Below are 22,898 nucleotides of genomic sequence, written 5' to 3' on the forward strand. Positions count from 1 at the left end.
GACAGGCAATGGCATAATGATGGGTTGCTCGAATAGGCTGGACAACTTGGCAGGTATAGTTATTTTAGCTGGCGGAGCATCCAAACGTATGGGAACACCAAAGGCGACGCTCACTCTGCCGACAGGTGAGCAGCTGCTAAATTATCATGTTCGTCATGCCAGCGAGTTGCAAGTTCCTATTTTGATTGCGGATAATGGGCGCGGCTTTTATGTTGATTCAGATGCTACTTTGAACAAACCCAGTTCGCCCGTTACGCCTATTGCTGACTACGTTTCTGATTTTGACGCGGATAATGATGAGCAGATTCGTACAGGTGGTGCGTTGGTTGCTATCGAATCAGCATTGCAAACATTGACTGGCTCGAATAATCTGTTTACAACTAACAATCAGCGCGCATCGTGGCTACTGGTGATGAGTTGTGACAGCTTAATACCCGCCACTGATCTATGGCAGAAATTGCAACAAGCGATTAATACAGCGGCTAATCAGCGCGTCATTTGCTTAAAAGATAACAGTCACTTATATCCACTATTGGGACTTTATCATTTAGACATTGAACCCGATTTGAAAGCTTATATTGATAGTGGTCAGCGCCGAGTCATGCCCTTTATTCAGCCGATGGTAAAAACCTTGCCATTTACTCAGGACTGGCAGCATTTGACCAATTTTAATATGCCTCAAGAGTTTGAACAGGCGTGTGCCGCGCTACCAACATAATAAAAATACTGATAAAGAGATTACTAAGAGAAGGCGATATCAATGAGTAACAGCGTTCAGACAAATCATCAATCTGCTTTATCACACTTAGATGGTAATGGTGACATCACGATGGTTGATGTCAGTGGCAAGACCGCAACGACGCGAGAAGCGAACGCGACTGGGCAAGTTCGTTTTCCGAGCGAGATTTATGCGCAGATCAAAGCGGCTGATGGGATGACCAAAAAAGGCAGCATTACGCAAACGGCACATATTGCCGGTATTATGGCTGCCAAACGCACGCATGATATGATACCGCTTTGTCATCCGCTGCCGCTAGATAAGATCGGCCTCACCTTTGTGTATAATGATGCGCTGAGCAGTATCACCGTCAGTGCTATAGTCAAAGTCACGCACAAAACGGGGGTTGAGATGGAAGCGCTAACCGCCGTGAGCGTTGCCTGCTTGACCATCTATGATATGACTAAAGCACTATCACATGACATCGTTATAAATGATATTCACCTGATTAAAAAAACAGGTGGCAAGTCAGACTATACTCATGCTTAGTGTGATAAAAAACCTAATCAATGACTAAAGATATATTGGATATCAAGCAAGGACGCTTGCAAAGAAGGGAGAGATTTATGGGTACTATCGATGTGACAACCGATATCGAATCAACGATGGATATCAATGTCATGTATTTCGCCAGTTTGGCAGATGAGGCCAACTGTCAGCAAGAGACTGTCAAACTACCCCAAGACACCTCATTGACTGAACTATATGAACAGCTTAGCCAAAAGCATCGTTTTAGCCGTCCGCAAGCAGAGCTACGGGTGGCAGTGAACGATTATTTTGCTAAATGGACAGATCAAATCAATGACGGCGATAGCGTAGTATTTATCACGCCAGTCGCTGGTGGTTAGGTATATATTTATAAGCGGCTATAGCGCCACAATTAGTGTAAATAGAGAAAAAAATGACAGATAACATCCATAACCATTCAATGACCATCAAACGTAGTACCGATGAAGCGTATCTTATTGCTGAGCGCGACGGTTTTGCGTTACTCGATATTGCAATTGACGAAAATAAGCTCAAAAGTACATTGGACAATGACAGCTCCGGTGCGTTTGTTTGCTTTGAAGGGCGAGTGCGCAATCATAACAATGCCACGAGCGTTGATCGACTTACTTATTACGGTTATGAAGACTTAGCAATCAACCAAGGCCGCGCCATTATAGAAGAAGCCAAAAAGCGTTTTGAGATCACTCATGCCATAGCGATACACCGCATCGGAGCGCTAGAGATTGGTGATGTGGCAGTGTGGGTGGGGGTAGTGTCAGCGCATCGTTATCCAGCATTTGATGCGTGTCGCTGGATATTAGATACCATCAAAGCCGACATTCCTGTGTGGAAGCAAGAGTATTACGAAGATGCTTCATCTAAATGGCTCAGCAACAATGGGTAGGTCACTAGCTGCGATTAGTACCTCTGCGTGTTTGCTACTGGCATTAAATGCTTGTACAGCAGATAACAGTACGAATGCAGAATCGGCGACTGCTACAACTGAGCACCAAACACTACGTATCGCTGCGGCAGCCAACTTATCTGATGTCCTACCCAATATCATTGATAGCTATCAAACAGATAGCAATATGCCGAATCAAGGTAACTTAGATATCGAAGTCACTTACGCGTCTTCTGGCAAGCTATATGCTCAAATCAAGGCAGGAGCCCCTTATGATATATTCTTGTCTGCCAATCAAGAGTTTCCGGCAAAGCTGTCTGATGACAAGCGTGATAAATCTGTACAGCCGTTTACCTATACCAGAGGTCAGCTTGCACTCTATAGTGTCACAAAACCTTTGAATGATTTTACGCCAGCATCGCTTCTTGACGCGTTTACAAGTGCTAGTTTCACAGATGATAGCAAGATTTCTATTGCCAATCCTGAACTTGCTCCTTATGGTGCATCTGCAAAAGCTTATCTACAATCACAAAAGATATATGAAAAATTAAATGCACAGAAAAGCCTGATACAGGCAGAAAATATTGGTCAAGTATTTCAGTACGCCCATACAGGTAGCGTGGATTATGGGTTTGTGGCGCAGTCTCAACTCGTTGCGATAAAAGCCAAACCTGAGCAGTTTATTACTGTGCCAAAAGCATCCTATCCAGCCATCTTACAAGATGGTATCGTTATCAATAATACAGTCCCAGCAGCGGCGTTTACTGATTACTTGCGCTCGGATGCAGGACAACAGCACTTCGCGCAAGCAGGCTACCTGCCCATTCAGTAATCCGTTAGCCTAGACACGCTACCTATCTACCTATAAAACGAGCCGTGACATTATATGATCGACCAGTCTCTTATGTCAGATATGCTCAGTCCATTTTGGGTAAGTATTAAGCTCGCTTCTATCACGACCTTGTGCTTACTGTTGTTTGCAACTCCTATGGCTTATTGGCTTGCCAAGCCAAGTCAAAAGAAGGCAGTTGGGCGTTTCAAAATTCTGCTCATGGGCATCATTGCCATGCCTCTGGTGCTCCCGCCTACGGTTATTGGCTTTTATTTATTATTACTGCTAAGTCCAAGTATGGGTATCGGTCAATGGCTGATTGAGCACAATGTTAGTCCGCTTATTTTTACCTTTGAAGGTCTAGTGGTTGGCTCTATTATTTACTCACTGCCTTTTTATATACAGCCAGTGTATGCACAGTTTTTGCGTATTCCGCAAAGTGTCACGGAAGTCGCGCATCTGTTAGAACCCAGTCGTCTGCGCCGCTTCGTCAAGGTAGCCTTACCGCAAGCGCGCGTGGGTATTATTTTGGGTAGTTTAATCAGCTTTGCTCATACCATTGGTGAGTTTGGTGTGGTGTTAATGATAGGGGGGAGTATCTCAGGTGAGACCAAGGTAGTGTCGATTGCGATATATGAGCAAGTTGAAGCGCTCAACTATGAGGCAGCGCATATGATGTCTGGTATTTTGATTATCATGGGCGTAGTGATGGTGGCGTTGATTGCTAGTGTGAGTCGCATGAGCCAGCGTCCATAGTACTAAAATACCTGCACGTCCGTTGGATGATTATAACTATTGCGAATACAAAATAGATGCTTATCGAGAGGTAGTTATATTAGAAGGAACATATAGTCGAACCACTATTAAAGTGTTACAGCGTTAGACTCGTTTAGCCTACCACTGTAGTACTTGCACTCGTCTGCCTTGTACCACTTTTAATATTGATTGACTATAGACAAAAAACACAGACACAAAAAAACCTCAAGTAAACTAATACTTGAGGCGAAACTTGCTTAAACTTAACCGTTTAAATTCGTTTTAAATATGGCGCAGCGGACGGGACTCGAACCCGCGACCCCCGGCGTGACAGGCCGGTATTCTAACCAACTGAACTACCGCTGCTTAGGTCGTCTTAGCTTTTTTGCCACAAGCTAGTAAGTGGTGGGTGATGACGGATTCGAACCGCCGACATTCTGCGTGTAAGGCAGACGCTCTACCAACTGAGCTAATCACCCTGAGCGAGGAGCAAACGAAGCATTGCTTCGTCCGAGCGCAAGAGAATTTACATTTTTGTAAATTCTAGAAGCTCAGTACCCAATATAAGGTATAACTTCTACTACAAGAGAAATTCTTTAAATAGAATTTCTGTATTGCTTCATTAACATTAGCTGTCACACTCAATGTTAACTTAATCAGCTGGGCTTATCTAAGTAAGTCCCCTTGCTGTGGCTGTGTATTATATAGATTTACACTTGGCTGTCAAACGTTATTTTGACTATTTTATGAAATAATCGGAAATAAATTTTTAATGGTATTAAAAACAGTAATATATGGTAGATACTTACTTGTATTTTTTAGAGGCAGGTTATGATTGTTAGCAGTTGTTTGACAGCGAAAAGCTACTATACTACGGATACTTTGTTTTTTGAGCATGATTGAGGGAGGCTAGCATAGATATTTTTACGATTGGGCAGATCTTTACTAACTGGACGTGGGGAGAGTACGCAGGTCTAGGTCTGATATTTCATATTATGCTGATGATTGTTATGACGTTACGCGTTGTATCAGTGCAGCGTAATATTGGTGTATCCATTGCTTGGATTGCAGTGCTTTATACCGTGCCCGTGTTCGGTCTGATTGCATACATACTACTAGGCGAGCCGATGATTGGACGACGCTACCGTGAGCGCGTGGATCAAGCAAGCATCATGATGAATGACATGGCACGGCGCGAGCAACTGGTGTTTGATAAAGGACAAGATCTGCTACCCATCAAATACCGCGGTGTGAGCCAAATAGGAACGCGCTGGACAGGGCTAGGAGTATTTCCCGATCATCAAATGCAGTTGTTAACAGATCCTGCATCGATTTTTCAGCGTTTGATTGAGGATATCCATGCAGCGCAGCGCATTGTCTTTATGGAGTTTTATATTGTATATCCCAGAGGAAAAGTACTCGATGTGATAGAGGCGTTGTCAGTAGCCGCTCAGCGCGGCGTTGAATGTCACATATTGGCTGATAGTGTAGGTAGCTTTAGTTTTATTAATAGTAGTGCCCATCGTAAATTAGAAAAAGCCGGTGTGTTTGTCCATCAGTCGCTGCCAGTGGGACTGCTTAAGACACTATTTAAGCGCTCTGATTTACGTAATCACCGTAAGATGGTGGTCATTGACGAATATATTGGCTATATCGGTAGCTTTAATTTGGTTGATCCACGGTTTTTTAAGCAAAATAAAAATGTCGGACAGTGGATTGATGTGGCGATTAGAACCACCAGCCAGCACTCTATTAGTATCAATACCGCCATGGCCAAAGTTATTGTTACTGATATCGGCGCCGAAAACAACGAAAACCTAGATGCGCTCAATCAGCGAATCAATAACTATACGCGAAAGCTCTATGTGATGGATCCGACCATCAACGATCTGAATAGTCGAGTAAAGGTGTTGGGTGATACGATTGATTATCACGAGCAGCCAGGTATCGGTAGCACTTCAATTGTGATACCAAAGATGCCTGTCGTAGACAAGGTGATGGCACAGCTCATACCGTCAGCACCGCAGCTGACAGCGCATGTGATTTACAATACGTTAGTGACTGTGATTCACCGTGCCAATAAGCGTATTCGTATTACCACCCCATACTTTGTACCCGATGAGTCGCTATCAGGTGCACTGACGATAGCGGCAAAGCGCGGCGTTGAGGTGACGATTATTGTTCCTGAAAAAGTCGATTCGTTTTTGGTGCAGCATGCTTCACAAGCTTATTATCAAGAGCTACTCGATGCTGGCGTGACCATTGCGCTATTTCGAGGGGGGTTGCTACATGCAAAAACCGTGGTTATCGATGATGACTACTGCCTGTTTGGCACGGTCAATATTGATATGCGCAGTTTTTATTTAAATATGGAAGTCAGCTTGGCGATTTATACGCCAGAGATGGTCGCTCAAGTGGCTGACTGTCAAGAAATATATTTACAAAGTTGCCGTATTTTGGGCAATGAAGAGTGGCAGCAGCGCCATGGATCAAAACGCTTATTTGATAATGTTGTACGCTTGTTTAGTCCTTTATTGTAGCACGCTCAATTTTAGGTTAAGGTAACCTGTCCGTGTTTTTTATGCTCATATTTTTAATCATTATCATTGTCTCTATAATCAACTTATCTAAAAAAGGACACGCCTGTCTATGTCTGCCTCGCCCTTAACACCACTTGACTATATTGCAGAAGGCTACTGGCAAGATTTTTTAGCTAGGCGTCCTATCGCAGGTGGTATCGCATATGAGACAGAGCTACATAATTGTGCGCTAGATGAGTCGCTTGAGAGTTTACAGCGTATTGATACACTATTGTCTCAGGTGCGCCGTGACATGATGAAAGGCGGTATATGGGACGAGGCGACGTTACTGGTCGATGAGCACTATCGCAACTTTATGGTGTTTTTGGCGTTTTATGCAGGTCGCGTATTGGCACAGCAGTGGCAAAATAAGCCCCATTGGTATGGGCAGTTTGAGCTACGCAAACGCTATCCTGAGCTGTCATTGATTACCGTTGACTTTTATCAGCATATGGCCGTTGGCTATGGTGATAATAATGCGGCTACTGATGCGCTGCCTTTATTTTTTCCTTTAGAGCCAATAGGGCTGCGTCTATTTGGCAATATTGATCGGCCATTTGAAGCGGTACAAGGGGGACAGGCGGAGAGTGGACTATACCAAGCAGTCAGCGCAAGATTGCCAGATTTATCGGATCAAGCGAGTAATACAGATACACTTAGTTATTTAAAGACTGAGTCAGCAACGCATAATACGACCCAAAGCATACACTCAACGATAGATTCGAGTACGACTATCAGTACAAGTCAACCTGCTAGTCATTATGAGGCATCAGAGGACGTACCGGTAAATAATGAATTGGCTGATGTTAATATAGTATCAGCCAATATCGAGCGCCCTTCTGCTGCAACTACTGTATCTAAACCATTAGTGAGTACCGCGCCGCGCCAACCAGAGCTTCAAGCAAAACCTGAGCTGACGAAGACAGAGTCGCCAGCCACCAAGCCTATGGCGCCTGTAAAAACCCCACCGACACCAGAAATGTTTACGCAGCTGCTCATAGAGTTAGACGAGATTGAGGTGCCGCAAACAGCAGGCGTGACTGAATATCAGCAAGCTTGCAAAGTCCTCGATCAGTTTGAGCAGCACATTGCCAAGCAGGACAAACCGCGTGGCCAAGTTGTGTTTTCAGACAATCATAGAGCAGCAAAAAATAAAGCATTGCTAGCATTACAGGCGGCTGCAGAAGCGGGTAATACGGCTGCCATGCTACGCTTAGCGATGTATGAGCTGCTTGGCGAAGGACTCACGGCAGATGATGAGGAAGCTAAAAAATCTGGCGTGGAATGGGTGAAGCAAGCCGCTAGCAAAAACGACAGCCGTGCCCAGCGTTTACTTAGCAAGCTGTACTATCAAGGGGTAGGCATGCCGCAAGATATTGATAGTGGTAAATACTGGCTAGAGCAAGCGGCAGATAATGGTCATATAGAGGCGGCAAACCTTGTGTCTCAATGGGAGCAAGCGCAAGCGCTGATCACGACGCAAAAACAAGAGCAGCACAGTATCAAGCGCTATCAGTTACTGTTTGGTGCAGTGATCGTGGTTGCGGTACTGATACTGATTATCGTCTAGGCGCTATTGACTCAGTAAACTTTTAAAAGTTTATGGTTACGCGCTGATTTCAGGTAGAATTGGCGCGTTTTTATATTTACCTTTCTGCTGTTTGATTCATTACTAATCTGGGCTACTCCATGCCATCATCTCATACTCCATCTGACACCTCTTCCCATTCGACTGACACTAGGTTGTCAGGTCATAATTTATTGACTGATCGTGCGGTGTATCAGACGCCATTTTATTATCAATTTCTGATCGGTGTGTTAAAACCGCTATATCGCCTGCAAGTATGGCGGCGCTCTCACAAACGTGACAATTATCAGCAAGAAGTGGCGCAGCGTTTTGGCAAGCAATATCCACCGCGTCCAGCGATTACTGGTCACAGTAATAAAGGTGTGATTTGGTGTCATGCGGTATCGTTGGGTGAGACCAATACGGTTGCACCTTTATTAGACGCATTACTGGCTAGTGGCTATCAGATATGGTTGACCAACACCACGCAGACAGGTTTTGCTCGCGGTGCCAGTCGGTTTGCAGATGCAATCGCTCAAAACCGCATGAGCCACAGTTATGTCCCTGTTGATACTCCTGCCGTGATTGAGACATTTTTGACGCACGTACAGCCTATCGCCGCGCTGTTTGTCGAAACTGAACTATGGGCGAATATCTTGACCAAGCTTGCTGAGCATCAGATACCAAGTATCTTAGTCAATGGTCGTCTCTCGGCTTCTTCTTTTAAAAGTTATCAAAAAATTGGTGCGGTGAGCAGCAGCATGATGAAAAACCTTGCGCTCATCATTGCGCAAGACAGCGATTCTGCCAAACGCTTTCGTCAATTAGGGGCGGATAGCGCACAGATCCGCGTGGCAGGGTCGCTAAAGTGGGTCATCAATACGCCCAAAATCGATGATAAGGCGATTGGTTCTAGTGAGCAGGCTGGTGATACAGAAGAGGCACGTGCGCAGATACCCTCTAAAAAAAATTCGCTCGCTAAAAAAAATGCGCTGGCAAAAGCGTTTGCGATAGCAGACCGACCAGTTTGGGTGGCAGCAAGCACTCATAACGGCGAAGAAGAGACGGCGCTATCGTTACATCAGCAGATCTTATCGCAGTCATCACTAGCCAATACGTTACTGATCATCGTGCCTAGACATCCTGAGCGTTTTGATGAAGTTGCAGCATTGATCGAAAAGACTGGTCTAACAATGGCACGGCGCAGTCTTGATGAGGCCATCAATGCAGACACGCAAGTCTATCTGGCGGACAGCATGGGTGAGATGATGACTTGGTATACACTGGCAAATGTCGCATTGGTTGGAGGGTCGCTAGTAGACATAGGCGGACACAATCCCGTTGAACCTGCGAGCGTGGCAACGCCTATTATCATGGGTCGTTACACCCAATCGTGCCAAAGTGTGGTCGATAAGCTGGCCGAGGTAGGGGCTTTATATCAACCAAACAATCAGTTTTATCGTCCAATGACGATAGATGGCTCAAATGAGCGCGCTAAAAGTACAGTAAATCATCAGTACGGTACTGATAGCACTGATGACACCGCACTTATTTGTCAGCAGCTAGAGGTGTGGTTAAGTGATTTACCATTGGCGACGCAGGCAGGACAGGCGGGTGAGACAATAACCGTACAGCAGCAAGCAGTGTTGACTCGTCAGCTTGCCATGATTGAGGACGTTATTGAGCAATATTTTCCTCAAAATTTAGGGCAAGAGATATTATGAATTGTATATTACTGCCCGTTGAAAATTTCTCCACAAGCACAGCAAAGATCAATGACGTAGTGCAAGTCGACCATGTCAATAACATACTGGGCGCAAAAGTCGGTGACACGCTCAAAATTGGGCAGCTAGGTGGCAATCTTGGTACGGCTGTCATTGAGGACATTGCTGCTGATAGTATTCAGTTACGCGACGTTCAGCTCGCTATTACCCCGCCAGCCAAACTGGATCTGACCGTGGTTTTGGCATTGCCACGGCCCAAAGTATTGCGGCGTTTGATCATGGATATGACGGCGCTTGGCGTACGCGATATTGTACTTGTTAACAGCTATCGCACGCAAAAAAGCTATTGGCAAAGTCCGCTGCTTGAGCGTCTTGATGAATTTGTATTAGAAGGGTTGCAACAAGGGGTTGATACGATTGCACCTCGTATTACGCTACAAAAACGTTTTAAGCCATTTGTCGAGGATACGCTTACCAGTTTGGTGAGTAATCAAGCCATCGTTGCACACCCTTATGCTGAGCAGTCATTTTCTGAATTTCGACAATTAGATACAACATTAGAATTACCCAATTTGGTCTGCATCGGTGCTGAGGGCGGTTGGATCGATTATGAGATAGCGCTACTCGCCGCACACGGGTGCACGCCAGTACATATAGGGCCGCGCATCTTGCGTACAGAAGCGGCGGTCAATGTGATGTTAGGGCAATGGCTGCTCTAAATTGGTGTGGTATTCGTTAATATATTTGCCATTCCCAAGAGTGCAGGAGTACAAAAACACAAGAGCCGTTTTGGGTACAACTTAGCTTTAGAAAATGACTAGGGCGTGTTGAACATTCGCAAATAGGCACTGCTGATCGCTAAAATTGTTCCAGACAAGGCACAAAGCGACGATAATGCAGATGCCTTAGCGAGATTTGTAACGCAGTATGGGGCAATTTTAGCATCAGCCCCAACGATAAAAGCAGGGAACAGGACTCTTTTTTGCCGCTTCATCGTTAAAAATAAGCGCTTAGAGTGACTAAACTTATTATTTTTAACATCGAATCGCCTAAAAAATAGTCGCTGTCAGTGCCATGGTCGAATGTTCAACAGCCCTAATAAGCCAAATAATTTCAGCATCTTGGGTTAGATAAATGTATTGATAGTTAATCTCATTTCTATTAGTATGTTGTTTTCATAATTATGGTCCAACGAATCCCAACAAATAGGGGCTTTGACCATTTTATCTCACTATTTGCCGTCTCTTTTTTATCGCATTACTATGGGGAAAACCATGCCACTGAACACCATCCGCACTAATCTAGTCACTACCAAGCCTGTATTGTCTGCTGCCATATTTGGCCTGATGTTGGGAATGGTTGGCTGTAGCAATTCTTCTACAACCGAAGACAGCGTGGAGACAGAGACAACAGCGGCTGGTACTGAAACTGAACAGCAAGCAGCTAATGATGACGGTGCGACCAGTGCAGATGGTCAAACAATTACTATTTATTCTTCACGTAATGAGCAGCTGATTAAACCATTGCTAGACCGCTATACTGAACAGACTGGTGTCAAGATTGAACTTGTCACAGACAAAACTGGCCCACTGATGGCGCGCTTGCAAGCGGAAGGTAAAAACACTCCAGCTGACATGCTACTGACGGTGGACGCGGGTAACTTATGGCAAGCGGCTCAGCAGGGTTTACTACAACCAGTAGCGTCGTCTGTGCTAGAGGCCAATGTCCCTGCAAAGTATCGCGATCCAAAAGGTCAGTGGACAGGTCTATCACTGCGCGCGCGTACGATTTTTTATGACCCAAGCAAAGTTAGCGCCGATCAATTATCGACTTATGCAGATTTGGCGGATCCAAAGTGGAAAGGCAAACTATGCTTGCGTACTTCTAAAAAGGTCTATAACCAGTCACTTGTGGCCAGCATGATAGAGCATTTGGGTGAAGAAAAAACAGAAGCTGTCATCCGTGGTTGGGTTGATAATCTTGCCACTGACGTGTTCAGTGATGATACCGCTATGCTAGAGGCGATTGCGGCTGGTCAGTGTGAAGTTGGTATCGCCAATAGTTACTACTATGGCCGTCTATTAGACGAAAAACCAAACTTCCCTGTGAAAATATTCTGGGCAAACCAAGGCACCACTGGTACACATGTAAACGTTTCAGGCGCGGGCGTGGTTACAGGGTCAGACAATCCAGACGGTACACTTAAACTGATTGAGTGGTTGTCATCTGATGAGGCGCAAGGCCTTTACGCCAGCTCAGACAAAGAATTCCCAGTCAAAGAAGGGGTGGATGAGTCAGAAATGCTCAGATCTTGGGGCGAGTTCAAAAAAGACGATATCAACGTACAGAAATTTGGTGAGCTACAAACTCAAGCCATTCAAATGATGGACAAAGCGGGTTATAAATAAAGGACTGCCAGTCATCATGATACCAAGCTCAACATCATCTTTTTTAAAGGACAGTTTTTAAAGAACAGCCTTTAAAAATAAATCATTAAGAGTTAGTTGTTAAAGTAATGACGGTTTTGAGTTTGGTCTATGCTTAAAAAGCCTCGATGAGTGAGTATGACACGGTAATGATACTATGATCACAACGCCAGATGCGTCTGTTAGCGAGCAAGATCCAATCAGTAGCAGAGCTGATAACAATCAGACGGTCAGTCAAGACTATGCCCTTCGTAAACGTATTATCTCGAAATCAGTCTTAGGGCTGATTTCGTTGTTTATGCTGGTGCCGATTTTGATCGTGTTGTTGTCGTGGACGCAACCAGTCGCCGATATTTGGACACATATGGCAGAGTATGTCCTGCCGCAAGTGCTCAAAAATACCGCGATTTTACTGTTCATGGTGGCTGTTATATCGGGTACTATCGGTACGGTTCTCGCTTGGGTAACCAGCATGTACCGCTTCCCTGGTCAGCGTTTTTTTTCGTGGGCGCTCATGTTGCCGCTTGCCATACCGGCTTACGTATTGGCGTTTGTCATTATTGGTATTGTGGATTTTAGTGGGCCGTTACAGACAGGACTGCGCGATTTTGGTATCACGACAGCGATTCCCTCGGTACGTAATGTATGGGGTGCAGGTTTAGTGTTGTCGCTGGCATTTTATCCTTATGTGTATTTGCTGGCGCGTCAGGCGTTTTTGTCGCAAGGTCGGCGGGCGATTGAAGCAGGCCAGATGCTAGGTTTGAGCCATAGCCGCGTGTTTTTTCGGTTGGCATTACCGCAAGCACTGCCTTGGATTATCGGTGGCTTATTGCTGGCAAGTATGGAGACATTGGCAGATTTTGGCGCGGTTTCGGTATTCAATGTCGATACGTTTACCACTGCTATTTATAAGGCGTGGTTTGGCTTTTTTAGTTTGACCACAGCGGCTCAGTTAGCAGCCTTGCTCATCGGTGTGATTTTTATTGTAGTACTGTTTGAGCAGTATTGGCAGGCCAAGCGCGGTAATTCGATTACGCAAGGCAGCAATCAGCGTTTCGACGCCAGTACTCCTGCCAAAATAGGGATGAGCTTGCTATGTACGTTTGTATTTTTGCTGGCTTTTCTAATACCGTTCTTGCAGCTGATTTATTGGACTGCACTGAATTTTCGCCAAGATTTTGATGCGCGCTATATTGATTTTGTGACCAACAGCCTCATGATTGCTAGTATGACCACAGTTTTTATTGCCTTTTTGGCAGTGATTATTGCGTGGATCAAGCGGCAATATCCTGATAAATCGACTAAACTGATGACCACGCTCGCTAATTTAGGCTACGTCGTGCCAGGTACGGTATTGGCAGTGGGTATTTTTATTCCTATTGCGTGGCTAGACAATCAAATGATTGCTTTTGGTATCACCTCGCAGCAGGTGCTCTCAGGCAGTGTGATCGTTATGCTATTGGCATTGTCGACGCGTTTTATGACGGTGAGTTTTCAGCCAGTGGATCGGCAGTTACAACGATTGACCGTCAATCAAGAGGCCGCAGCGAAACTGCTTAGTGACAGTGCGTACCAGCGTTGGCGTCATGTGATGCTACCTGTGCTTAGTCCTGGGGTACTAACGGCATTGTTAATGGGATTTGTCGAAGTGATGAAAGAGATGCCGATCACATTGATGACACGCAGGCAGGGCTGGGATACGCTGGCGGTGCGCGTGTTTGAGATGACAAGCGAAGGCATGTGGGGGCGGGCAGCATTACCCAGTTTATTGATTGTACTGGTCGGATTGCTTCCTGTTTGGATACTATTGCGTCAAAGTGACAAACACAGCTAACCGCCATTGCTGCTTATAAATGTGCCATGTTTAATGGTGCTTGATCCAACTTATATTATCATTTTTACTGCTTTATCCAACATTGTATTTACTAATAGCGAACTGGGATTGTCTATGTACACTGATTCAATGAACGACTCGTCAGACGCTCAGTCAGTAAAGACTGGAGCACGTAGTACTCCTGTCAAAAAATCACCAGTCGTGCAAACTCGGACAACCCAGTCTCAACGTAGCAAGCCTGTAGAACAAGCCGATACTGCGCGCCAAGATACTGAGAGCACTATCGCGACCAATCCATATTTTAGTGTACAAAACCTAATTGTCGGCTATGACGATACTATTGTAGTTAATGGCATGTCTTTAGTATTAGAGCAAGGAGAGATTGGTTGCTTCTTGGGCTATAGTGGTTGCGGCAAGACCACGGCATTGCGAGCGATTGCAGGACTGGAGCAAAGCCGCGGCGGTACTATCCATTTAAACAATCAACGTCTAACGGAAAAAACAGCTCGGGACTCTTTTGCCGTGGCACCAGCCAAGCGCGGCATGGGGATGGTGTTTCAAGATTATGCGCTTTTTGGTCATTTGAGCGTGGCAAAAAACATTGCCTTTGGCCTCAATAAATGGTCAGCGGCTGACAAAAAAGCTCGTGTGGCTGAGATGCTAAGCCTGGTCGAACTGACGGAGCATGCGGATAAACGTCCAAATGAGCTGTCCGGTGGTCAGCAGCAGCGTGTGGCACTTGCAAGGGCGCTTGCACCGAAGCCTAAATTACTACTACTTGATGAGCCATTTTCTAATCTGGACGTGGTATTACGTGAATCCTTGGCAATGAATGTCCGTGATATTCTCAAACGTACCAATACTACGGCAATCTTGGTCACTCATGACCAAAACGAAGCGTTTGCGTTAGCAGATAAAGTCGGGGTAATGGATAAGGGCAGGTTGGTACAGTGGGCAACACCAAGCGAGCTGTATCATGAGCCTGTCAGTCCTTTTGTCGCTGAGTTCGTCGGCGAAGGCGCGATGATAGACGGTATCATCAAAGAAGGTCGTGTGGAGACGGCATTAGGTAATATCTATCGCCGTATGGAAGTCTACGATGAGTCAGGACAACCACAGTACTGCGAATATGATTATCCAAATGGTACACCAATCAAGGTGCTCGTGCGTCCTGACGATATCATCCATGATGATGATAGTACGCAGACAGCCTTGGTGATTGGGCGAGTGTTCCGCGGTGCCAACTATTTGTACCGTCTACAGTTAGATGACGGACAGACCATATTATCACTGGTTGCTAGCCATCATAATCATGAAATTGGTTCACATATTGGTATCTTGCCGTTATTGGAGCATGTGGTCGTGTTTGACGAAAAAGAGGTCAATGCCACCACTTGGTCAGAATATGACAGATCATCGAGAGTTGATGAAGACGTTTAGCAGCCTTCACAGCTTTTGAGCGGTTGTCTAAGTTTACCGTTTAGCCAGAATATGCAAATACCGTCCAAGCCATTTGTATGGCTCTAATTGTGAGTAGCGCAGCTCCATCCTTATCACCGCATCTGGATCGTTATGCCCGCCACGCTTGAGCGGTGCATAGTCATGAAATACCCGTAGACCACTGCTACGTACCGTCTGATAGTCATGCGCCTTCAACCAAGACTCCACTTCTTCTTTAGCAACGGGATGATTGGGTGTGAGGCTTTTTTTATTGTCCGCCTTGTAGTCTGTATTATCGAGTAAATTAAAATTTCCCATGATGAGGTTGCGATAATCAAAGCTTGCGGGATTATAAAAGCACAAAGATAGCGCGCCATCATCGGTTAGATATTGATCAAAGAAGTCCATGACGGCAGCAGGCTCTGCCAACCATTCAAGTAGCGCGTGCGATAGGATCAAATCAAACTTATCGTTTTCTTCTTTACCTAGCGTTTCTTCAAGTGTTTGGTATGGACAGACGTACCATGTGATATCCAGCGCTTGATCGATTTGTTCAGCGTTTGCTTTTGCCTTCTCAAGCATATTTGCTGAGATATCGTTGATGACGACGCTATGACCTTGAGTAGCAAGCTCTATGGCAATTTGTGCAAGCCCTGCACCCACATCTAAGATACGCAGCGGTCGTCCAAGCGCTTCACTCATTTGTGTACTATATTCAACAATATCACGGCGTAATACCGCCAATCGGATTTCACCTTTTAAACCGCCATAGACCTTTTTTTCAAAATGATCGGCAATGGTATCGAAGCTACGATCTGCTCGTGTGTCTTCTGGTGCGGTGGCTTGGTTTAGGCCAAGTTGGTTGTTTTGATGTTCAGTGGTCATAAGGCGTTCAGATCAATAGAAGTGAGGTTGAGAGCAACAAAAATATTCAGTATAGCTTAGCGTTTCAAACGTCTATTAATGACCCATTTAAAGACGATCTTGGCTAAAACAATAATGACAAATACGACGATAACAAATACCCACATACCGTTGCCTTGTAGGTTTTCTTGATAGGCTTTTGCTAAATATGCTGACAAAGCCATGGCGACTAAAAGTGCTCCCCAACGGACATAGGGTACAGCGCGATTGTTATGGTTAGGAAAACTAGCAACATAATCGCTCGAAAAGCTATATAGCACCATTGCTAAAATCCAAACAATTGCAAGAATGATATCCATAATAAAAGTAGCCTGTTAGGTCGTTATTCGAGTTCTATAAAAGATGAGTTAGTGTAACGCTTAGGATTTTTTTGTCCAGCGTCACTAAAAAAATAGCCTCATTGACCTAATTTAAATTATCATATACTTATGAAACCCATTAGCTCATGTTAGAACAATTGGTAGGCTCTGTTCAGCTAAGATGGACGGAGTATCTCTTTGCTCAGCAGGTTGTAAGTTCGTCTGTAAAAATGGCAAAATCAGCCAATCAAAAAAAACCTGTCATTAGAATTATTTTAGAGTGTATGGGTAATTCAAAATATCACTGCAAATGAACCGCCTAGCTTGATTTTAATGGTGGTCAGAACCCCCTAAATCAGCAAATTTGTGCTAAAATAGCTTCTTTTATTAAACATTGTTTTTAACAAAAACCGTATCACTATTTTCCTATTGTTTTGCATGTGTAGCAGTGTTTTTTTATGGTATGTATTTTGATCATGACTGCCCATTTATGTGGCAGTATTTTTATATGATCTGTGGGTGCCATAAGCGATGTGTCAACGTTAGAAAAAAATGTGAGTGAAGGAGTGTATATGAGCGAATCGGTCAGTCCTATTGGCATCGTAGATGAACTAAAGCAATCCTATCTGGATTATGCGATGAGCGTGATCGTCTCGCGTGCGCTGCCTGATGTGCGTGATGGGTTCAAACCTGTACACCGCCGTGTGATGTATGCCATGCACGTGTTGTCTAATGATTATAATAAGCCGTACAAAAAGTCTGCCCGTGTGGTTGGTGATGTGATCGGTAAGTACCATCCACATGGCGATAGTGCTGTCTATGATGCCATCGTCCGTATGGCGCAGGATTTTAGCTTGCGCTACCCAATGGTTGATGGTCAAGGTAACTTTGGTTCGATCGATGATGATCCTCCGGCAGCGATGCGTTATACCGAAGTACGTATGACCAAGCTGACTCATCAGATGCTGGCAGATTTGGACAAAGATACGGTCGATTGGGAAGACAACTACGACGGCTCTGAGCGCATGCCAAGCGTGATGCCAGCGCGTATCCCTAACCTATTGGTCAATGGCGCGACAGGTATTGCTGTTGGTATGGCGACCAATATGGCACCGCATAACTTGACCGAAGTGATCAATGCTTGTTTGGCGTATGCCGAAAACCCACAAGTTTCAGCCGAAGAGCTGATGTCACATATTTCAGGTCCTGATTTCCCTACAGGCGGTATTATCTATGGCCGTGCAGGTATCTTAGATGCTTACCGCACGGGTAAAGGCCGTTTGCATATTCGTGGTCGTTATCATATTGAGCCGATGAGCAATACTGGCGTCAACCGCGATCGTGAGCGCATCGTATTTACCGAAATCCCTTATCAGGCGAATAAAGCCAAATTGATTGAGCGTATCGCAGAGCTTGTTCGTGATAAAAAAATCGAGGGCATCAGTGAGATTCGTGATGAGTCTGACAAAGACGGTATGCGTATCGCTATTGACTTGCGTCGCGGCGAGACTGCCGAAGTTATTGTCAATAACTTGTTCTTGCAGACGCCGCTTGAGTCTAGCTTTAGCATCAATATGGTCGCGCTAGACAATGGTCAGCCAAAGCTATTGACCTTGCGTCAGCTTATCGCTGCATTTGTCCGTCATCGTCAAGAAGTGGTGACGCGCCGTACGATTTATGAATTGAACAAAGCCCGCGTTCGTGGTCATTTGCTAGAAGGTTTAACGGTTGCATTAGCCAACATCGATGAGATTATTGCGACGATTAAAGCGTCTGCAAACCGTGGACTCGCACGCGAAAGCTTGTTGAATAATACATGGGGTTCAGGTAGTGTCGTTGCGATGCTCACGGCTGCTGGCAGTCAATCAGTACGTCCTGAGTTTATCGAAGGCGAAGATCCTAAAGCGCCGTTTGGTCTGATCGAAGGCGAAGAGCGTTATCGCTTGTCACTTGAGCAGGTCAATGCGATTTTAGACATGCAATTACATCGTTTGACGGGTCTTGAGCAAGATAAATTGACCGAAGAATACCAAGACTTACTACGCGAAATCACTCATTTAGAGTCTATTCTGGGTGATTTTGATAAGCTTATGAGCATTATCTCTAATGAGATGATTGAGATTCGTGATAACTTTGGTGATGAGCGTCGCACCGACATCATCGATTCACGTATGGATTTCAGCCGTGAAGACCTGATTCCTGAGCAAACCGTTGTGATGACGGTGTCGCGTACTGGCTATGCCAAGACTCAGCCAATTGATGACTACGTCGCACAAAAACGTGGCGGCAAAGGTAAGTCTGCAACGGCAATGAAAGAAGATGATGTGATTGATCATCTGGTCGTGACCTCAACGCACTCTACGGTATTGTGCTTCACTGACAGTGGCCGCGTCTTTAGCTTACGTGGGTTTGAAGTGCCGATTGCCAGCCGCGGTGCTCGTGGTCGTCCGTTGGTCAATCTAATTGGTTTAAATAGCGACGAAACCGTTACGACGATATTGCCGATTCCGCAAATGTCTGAGGAAGTTAGCGGCCGCTTTGTCTTCTTTGCAACCGCCAATGGCACAGTCAAACGTGTTGAGCTTGAACAGTTCGCCAACATTCGCTCAAACGGCCTAATTGCAGTGGGTTTAGAAGAGGGTGACAAATTGGTCAGCGCTCGTATTACCAACGGCAATCAAGAAGTGATGCTATTTGCCTCTAGTGGTAAAGCGATTCGTTTTGATGAGAATGATGCTCGTGCGATGGGCCGTACAGCGAAAGGCGTCCGCGGTATGCGTTTGGCTACTGATGAATTTATCAAATCATTGGTCGTGATCGAAGATGATGTACATGAAATCCTAATTGCTTGTGAAAACGGTTTTGGTAAGCGTACCCTTATCGAAGAGTTTAATACGCAAAACCGTGGCGGTGGTGGTGTCATCGCCATTAAGACCAGTGAGCGTAATGGCGCATTGGTGCGAGCGACTAAGGTTGACGCTACCGATGATATTATTTTAATCTCTGACAAAGGAACGCTAGTACGTACGCCAGTTGAGCATGTCGCGAGCTCTGGTCGTAACACCCAAGGTGTCACGCTCATTCGTCTGCCAAAAGATGAAAAATTGGTCGCTATGGCGCGTGTTGAGCACGAAGAGGGTGATGATGAATTAGTCGATGCGATGAAAGAAGATGGCACGTTTGAGGTGGAAGGTCAGGAGCAGATAGATATCGATACCGCAACTGACAATACTGCTTTGAGCGATGCCAACGACGCTATCGATATTGCCAACGATTACACATTGGATAATGATGCAGTAGACGATGACGAGTAATAGTCTTGGTAGTTAGCTTTTCAGTCTAGTTTCTGATCATTGTCCTAGAAAAAAGCCTCTGACGTTGTCGTCGGAGGCTTTTATTTTTTATTCACTTTTTCTTAATAATGTACACAGGGTTTTACTTTTAAGGCTGTTGTTATGCTTACGACCAATCAAACTTTTCAGGGAACTGTCGCAGCGGTATCGTCGAGTTTTTTATTCTCGATGATGTTTTTGTTTGGACTGTTTATGCTGCCCTTAACGGGGACACAGGTAGCCTCATGGCGCGTGCTGATGATGTTGTTAAGTTTGGTCATCTTGCTCAGTTTGACCAAGCAATGGCAGCATGTCTTTGATTATATAAAGACGCTTAAGACCTTGAAAGAATGGCTGATATTTATATTGCCTGCTCCGATTTTGGGCGGCCAGATTTGGTTGTTTATGTGGGCACCTGTGAATGGATTTGGACTGGATGTCACCTTGGGCTATTTTTTATTGCCACTTGTGATGATTGTGCTTGGTCGGTTTTTTTATCGTGAGGATATGAGTGTCTTGCAGTATGCGGCAGCAATACTGGCAGCGCTCGGTATTGGCTACGACATTTTTCAATATGGTTCGGTGTCTTGGGTGACGCTATTTGTATGTTTGGGCTATCCGCCGTATTATCTATTGCGCCGCACACTTGCTGTACCGCCCGTTACTGGCTTGTTGTTTGATTTGACATTGCTGACGCCAGTGGTATTGATCATGCTTTATTTCACTGGTGGTTTTAGTGTGGCGGCACAAAATATGAAGTTTTGGTACCTACTGCCATTGCTGGGTGCCTTTAGTGCACTGGCAATGTCGCTGACGATGATTGCGAGTAGCAAGTTGCCGGTCTCGCTATTTGGGGCGCTGAGCTACATAGAGCCGCTACTGTTATTTGTGTTGTCCATTACCGTTCTGAGTCAAAGTCTTGATGAAGGTGGCTCGCTCTTTATGTACGGCATGATTACACTTGCCCTAGTGGTCATGATAATCGATAGTGTGATAGGCTATCTCGTTCGTCAGCGTAATAACCGCTTGCATGGCTATAGAGAGCCGCAGGTCGGCGGCTTTCCGCCGCGCCGTCATTTTATCAATCAGCGTATTGATGGTGTGCTAAAAGCGCATCGCTTTCGCAAAATCCGTCGCTATCAAAAAAAGATGGATAAGATACAGCAAAAACTCGAACAACTTGATGCAAAATAAGCACTTATATACATTAAATTTACTGGATGTAGAAATTAATGCACTAGATGCACAGTAGCATTGCTTATCTATTCCGACTTTGACATCATGCCGCCCATAATGTAGCAAGATACATTAAAAGCGTTTATCTTAGATTGTGCGACGACCTTATATGCAAAGGCCTCAGACGTTATCGTCTGAGGCTTTTGTTTTTTTAAAATTGCAAAGGATGTGCCCCAATCTCTAAAGGCTGTTGTGATGTTGACTACTAACCAAACTTCTCAGGGTGCGATCACGGCTGTGGCTGCAAACTTTTTATACTCATTGCTGTTCCTATTTGGCTTGCTGCTGCAACCGCTATCAGGAACACAAGTGGCTTCGTGGCGCGTGCTCACGATGTTTTTTGGTCTGGTGCTGCTGGTGGGTGTGCTAAAACAGTGGCAGCATATTTTTGATTATCTAAAAACCTTAAAAAATGCCAAAGAGTGGTTTTTATTCATACTACCCACACCGATTTTGGGGGCGCAAATCTGGATGTTTATGTGGGCGCCAGTCAATGGTTTGGGTCTTGAGGTGACGTTGGGCTACTTCTTATACCCGATGATCATGATCGTGGTCGGTCGCTTTCTTTATAATGAAGATATGAGCTTGCTACAGTGGGCGGCCATTATATGCGCAGGTCTCGGTATCGCTTACGATATCTTTGAATATGGTGCGATCTCTTGGGCGACTTTGTTTGTCTGTTTGGGCTATCCGCCGCGCCGCCGTCTCAAAAATCGCCATATCAAAGGCGTGCTAATTGCGCACCGCTTTCGCCAAATCAAAAAATATCAGCAAAAGATCGATAAGATGACGCGCAAGATTGAAGCACTACATGTAGAATAATGCGGATGATGACCGTGTCCTAGATATATGTAGAGCTGACTTGTCAGGCCGTACTTTCGTCACAGTTCTACAAAGTTGCAGTGTCAAAGGGGCAAAAATTACGCTATTATCGAGAACAGTGGTGTCATGTTTAATTCAAAACGTGGCGCCATATTTAAGAGATTATGGCTGATTTAAAACAATATATCACTAGGACGGTTTATGTTAACTCTGCATCATTTAAACAATTCGCGCTCGTTTCGTATTTTATGGCTACTAGAAGAGTTGGAGCTGGATTATGAGCTGACAACCTATGAGCGTACGAAGGCCTATCTTGCACCTGAGAGCTTAAAAAAAGTGCATCCGTTGGGACACACGCCGGTGCTTGAAGTCGGCGATCGCGCTTTGGCTGAGTCCGGTTTTATCATTGAATATTTGCTCAGACACTATGATAAAGAACATCAATTTAAGCCTACTGATGATAATGAAGCGGCATGGGAAGATTATACTTTTTGGTTGCATTTTGCCGAAGCCACGGCGATGCCACAGTTAGTTATGCGTCTGGTATTTAGTAAAGTCGTTGAACGATCGCCTATGCTCATCAAGCCGATCAGTAAAGGTATTCGTAAACAAGTTGAAGATGGCATGATCAACAATAATATTATCAACAACCTAAATCTGATGGAGCAGCATCTACAAGACAGTCATTGGTTTGCAGGGGAGACGTTCAGTGCCGCTGATATTCAAATGTATATCGTAGTCGCCGCCTCTAATGCGCGTGCAGGTATGGATCAATCTAAATACGCCAATCTATTGAACTGGCTCAAGCGTTGTCAAGAGCGTCCCGCTTTTAAGCGTGCTGAGGCAAAGGGCGGAACACTGCAGTTTTAAAAGATACTTGTATAAATGTTTAAACACCTCCCAATACTTGAGGTGATATTAGATAAAAGGTTTTGTTTATTCATAAGCAAAGCCTT

At 45.0% G+C, this 22,898-nt stretch carries 19 protein-coding genes and 2 tRNA genes; 17 read left to right on the top strand and 4 right to left on the bottom strand.

Annotated features, from left to right (window positions below; all coding sequences use genetic code 11):
* Window positions 1-46: 46 nt before the first annotated feature.
* The 6 genes from mobA to modB all read left to right on the top strand — a co-directional run bounded on the left by mobA (window position 47) and on the right by modB (window position 3,759).
* Window positions 47-718, top strand: a complete 672-nt coding sequence (mobA, locus tag CUR83_RS04560) for a molybdenum cofactor guanylyltransferase (RefSeq protein WP_284719185.1) — start codon at window positions 47-49, stop codon at window positions 716-718.
* A gap of 42 nt (window positions 719-760) precedes the next feature.
* Window positions 761-1,267 (top strand): cyclic pyranopterin monophosphate synthase MoaC, encoded by a 507-nt coding sequence (moaC, locus tag CUR83_RS04565; protein WP_212563744.1) that lies wholly within the window; start codon window positions 761-763, stop codon window positions 1,265-1,267.
* Window positions 1,268-1,344: 77 nt separating this feature from the next.
* A complete protein-coding gene (locus tag CUR83_RS04570; RefSeq protein ID WP_212563743.1) occupies window positions 1,345-1,626 on the top strand; it encodes a MoaD/ThiS family protein in 282 nt (93 codons plus the stop codon).
* Between the two features lie 53 nt (window positions 1,627-1,679).
* On the top strand, window positions 1,680-2,171 hold the full coding sequence (locus CUR83_RS04575) for a molybdenum cofactor biosynthesis protein MoaE (RefSeq protein WP_284719186.1): 492 nt from the start codon (window positions 1,680-1,682) through the stop codon (window positions 2,169-2,171).
* A complete protein-coding gene (gene modA / locus CUR83_RS04580; protein ID WP_284719187.1) occupies window positions 2,164-3,003 on the top strand; it encodes a molybdate ABC transporter substrate-binding protein in 840 nt (279 codons plus the stop codon). Before CUR83_RS04575 ends, modA begins: the two co-directional genes overlap by 8 nt.
* Before the next feature lie 54 nt (window positions 3,004-3,057).
* Window positions 3,058-3,759, top strand: a complete 702-nt coding sequence (modB, locus tag CUR83_RS04585) for a molybdate ABC transporter permease subunit (protein WP_284719188.1) — start codon at window positions 3,058-3,060, stop codon at window positions 3,757-3,759.
* A 289-nt stretch (window positions 3,760-4,048) separates the two neighbouring features.
* Here modB and CUR83_RS04590 read toward each other — a convergent pair.
* Together CUR83_RS04590 and CUR83_RS04595 are read right to left on the bottom strand one after the other, a co-directional pair.
* A tRNA-Asp gene (locus CUR83_RS04590) sits at window positions 4,049-4,125 on the bottom strand.
* 37 nt (window positions 4,126-4,162) lie between these two features.
* Window positions 4,163-4,238, bottom strand: a tRNA-Val gene (locus CUR83_RS04595).
* A 531-nt stretch (window positions 4,239-4,769) separates the two neighbouring features.
* Between CUR83_RS04595 and CUR83_RS04600 the strand changes: the two genes are divergently transcribed.
* The 7 genes from CUR83_RS04600 (at window position 4,770) to CUR83_RS04630 (ending at window position 15,329) form a co-directional block, all read left to right on the top strand.
* On the top strand, window positions 4,770-6,299 hold the full coding sequence (locus tag CUR83_RS04600; RefSeq protein ID WP_284719189.1) for a cardiolipin synthase: 1,530 nt from the start codon (window positions 4,770-4,772) through the stop codon (window positions 6,297-6,299).
* A gap of 109 nt (window positions 6,300-6,408) precedes the next feature.
* Window positions 6,409-7,908, top strand: coding sequence for a tetratricopeptide repeat protein (locus tag CUR83_RS04605; protein WP_284719190.1), 1,500 nt, complete (start codon window positions 6,409-6,411; stop codon window positions 7,906-7,908).
* Window positions 7,909-8,027: 119 nt separating this feature from the next.
* Window positions 8,028-9,629, top strand: coding sequence for a 3-deoxy-D-manno-octulosonic acid transferase (locus tag CUR83_RS04610; RefSeq protein ID WP_284719191.1), 1,602 nt, complete (start codon window positions 8,028-8,030; stop codon window positions 9,627-9,629).
* A complete protein-coding gene (locus CUR83_RS04615) occupies window positions 9,626-10,348 on the top strand; it encodes a 16S rRNA (uracil(1498)-N(3))-methyltransferase (RefSeq protein WP_284719192.1) in 723 nt (240 codons plus the stop codon). Before CUR83_RS04610 ends, CUR83_RS04615 begins: the two co-directional genes overlap by 4 nt.
* A 555-nt stretch (window positions 10,349-10,903) precedes the next feature.
* The gene (locus CUR83_RS04620) at window positions 10,904-12,037 is read left to right on the top strand and encodes an extracellular solute-binding protein (protein ID WP_284719193.1); all 1,134 of its coding nucleotides are present in this window, start codon (window positions 10,904-10,906) and stop codon (window positions 12,035-12,037) included.
* 175 nt (window positions 12,038-12,212) lie between these two features.
* Complete coding sequence (locus CUR83_RS04625; protein ID WP_284719194.1) at window positions 12,213-13,889, top strand: ABC transporter permease; 1,677 nt, start codon at window positions 12,213-12,215, stop codon at window positions 13,887-13,889.
* A gap of 114 nt (window positions 13,890-14,003) precedes the next feature.
* Window positions 14,004-15,329 (top strand): ABC transporter ATP-binding protein, encoded by a 1,326-nt coding sequence (locus tag CUR83_RS04630; protein ID WP_223333753.1) that lies wholly within the window; start codon window positions 14,004-14,006, stop codon window positions 15,327-15,329.
* A 33-nt stretch (window positions 15,330-15,362) separates the two neighbouring features.
* Here CUR83_RS04630 and CUR83_RS04635 read toward each other — a convergent pair whose 3' ends face one another.
* Window positions 15,363-16,214 (bottom strand): methyltransferase domain-containing protein, encoded by an 852-nt coding sequence (locus CUR83_RS04635; protein WP_284719195.1) that lies wholly within the window; start codon window positions 16,212-16,214, stop codon window positions 15,363-15,365.
* 56 nt (window positions 16,215-16,270) lie between these two features.
* Window positions 16,271-16,552: a hypothetical protein gene (locus CUR83_RS04640; RefSeq protein ID WP_058025545.1), complete on the bottom strand. Its 282-nt coding sequence runs from the start codon at window positions 16,550-16,552 to the stop codon at window positions 16,271-16,273.
* Window positions 16,553-17,124: 572 nt separating this feature from the next.
* On the opposite strand from CUR83_RS04640, the gene gyrA reads away from it, so the two are divergent.
* The 4 genes from gyrA to CUR83_RS04660 all read left to right on the top strand — a co-directional run bounded on the left by gyrA (window position 17,125) and on the right by CUR83_RS04660 (window position 22,812).
* Window positions 17,125-19,866 (top strand): DNA gyrase subunit A, encoded by a 2,742-nt coding sequence (gene gyrA, locus CUR83_RS04645; protein ID WP_212563737.1) that lies wholly within the window; start codon window positions 17,125-17,127, stop codon window positions 19,864-19,866.
* Between the two features lie 141 nt (window positions 19,867-20,007).
* Window positions 20,008-21,078, top strand: a complete 1,071-nt coding sequence (rarD, locus tag CUR83_RS04650) for an EamA family transporter RarD (protein ID WP_212563736.1) — start codon at window positions 20,008-20,010, stop codon at window positions 21,076-21,078.
* 237 nt (window positions 21,079-21,315) lie between these two features.
* The gene (locus CUR83_RS04655) at window positions 21,316-21,942 is read left to right on the top strand and encodes a hypothetical protein (RefSeq protein ID WP_212563735.1); all 627 of its coding nucleotides are present in this window, start codon (window positions 21,316-21,318) and stop codon (window positions 21,940-21,942) included.
* Window positions 21,943-22,143: 201 nt separating this feature from the next.
* A complete protein-coding gene (locus tag CUR83_RS04660) occupies window positions 22,144-22,812 on the top strand; it encodes a glutathione S-transferase (protein ID WP_093071308.1) in 669 nt (222 codons plus the stop codon).
* The last annotated feature ends 86 nt before the right edge of the window (window positions 22,813-22,898 follow it).

Origin of the sequence: Psychrobacter pocilloporae (assembly GCF_029872915.1) — a bacterium.
Lineage (GTDB): Bacteria > Pseudomonadota > Gammaproteobacteria > Pseudomonadales > Moraxellaceae > Psychrobacter > Psychrobacter pacificensis.

Coding starts and splice junctions, on each gene's coding strand:
- moaC (WP_212563744.1), top strand. CDS start 761: ATGAGTAACAGCGTTCAGACAAATCATCAATCTGCTTTATCACACTTA.
- CUR83_RS04570 (WP_212563743.1), top strand. CDS start 1,345: ATGGGTACTATCGATGTGACAACCGATATCGAATCAACGATGGATATC.
- CUR83_RS04575 (WP_284719186.1), top strand. CDS start 1,680: ATGACAGATAACATCCATAACCATTCAATGACCATCAAACGTAGTACC.
- modA (WP_284719187.1), top strand. CDS start 2,164: ATGGGTAGGTCACTAGCTGCGATTAGTACCTCTGCGTGTTTGCTACTG.
- modB (WP_284719188.1), top strand. CDS start 3,058: ATGATCGACCAGTCTCTTATGTCAGATATGCTCAGTCCATTTTGGGTA.
- CUR83_RS04600 (WP_284719189.1), top strand. CDS start 4,770: ATGACGTTACGCGTTGTATCAGTGCAGCGTAATATTGGTGTATCCATT.
- CUR83_RS04605 (WP_284719190.1), top strand. CDS start 6,409: ATGTCTGCCTCGCCCTTAACACCACTTGACTATATTGCAGAAGGCTAC.
- CUR83_RS04610 (WP_284719191.1), top strand. CDS start 8,028: ATGCCATCATCTCATACTCCATCTGACACCTCTTCCCATTCGACTGAC.
- CUR83_RS04615 (WP_284719192.1), top strand. CDS start 9,626: ATGAATTGTATATTACTGCCCGTTGAAAATTTCTCCACAAGCACAGCA.
- CUR83_RS04620 (WP_284719193.1), top strand. CDS start 10,904: ATGCCACTGAACACCATCCGCACTAATCTAGTCACTACCAAGCCTGTA.
- CUR83_RS04625 (WP_284719194.1), top strand. CDS start 12,213: ATGATCACAACGCCAGATGCGTCTGTTAGCGAGCAAGATCCAATCAGT.
- CUR83_RS04630 (WP_223333753.1), top strand. CDS start 14,004: ATGTACACTGATTCAATGAACGACTCGTCAGACGCTCAGTCAGTAAAG.
- CUR83_RS04635 (WP_284719195.1), bottom strand. CDS start 16,214: ATGACCACTGAACATCAAAACAACCAACTTGGCCTAAACCAAGCCACC.
- CUR83_RS04640 (WP_058025545.1), bottom strand. CDS start 16,552: ATGGATATCATTCTTGCAATTGTTTGGATTTTAGCAATGGTGCTATAT.
- gyrA (WP_212563737.1), top strand. CDS start 17,125: ATGAGCGAATCGGTCAGTCCTATTGGCATCGTAGATGAACTAAAGCAA.
- rarD (WP_212563736.1), top strand. CDS start 20,008: ATGCTTACGACCAATCAAACTTTTCAGGGAACTGTCGCAGCGGTATCG.
- CUR83_RS04655 (WP_212563735.1), top strand. CDS start 21,316: ATGTTGACTACTAACCAAACTTCTCAGGGTGCGATCACGGCTGTGGCT.
- CUR83_RS04660 (WP_093071308.1), top strand. CDS start 22,144: ATGTTAACTCTGCATCATTTAAACAATTCGCGCTCGTTTCGTATTTTA.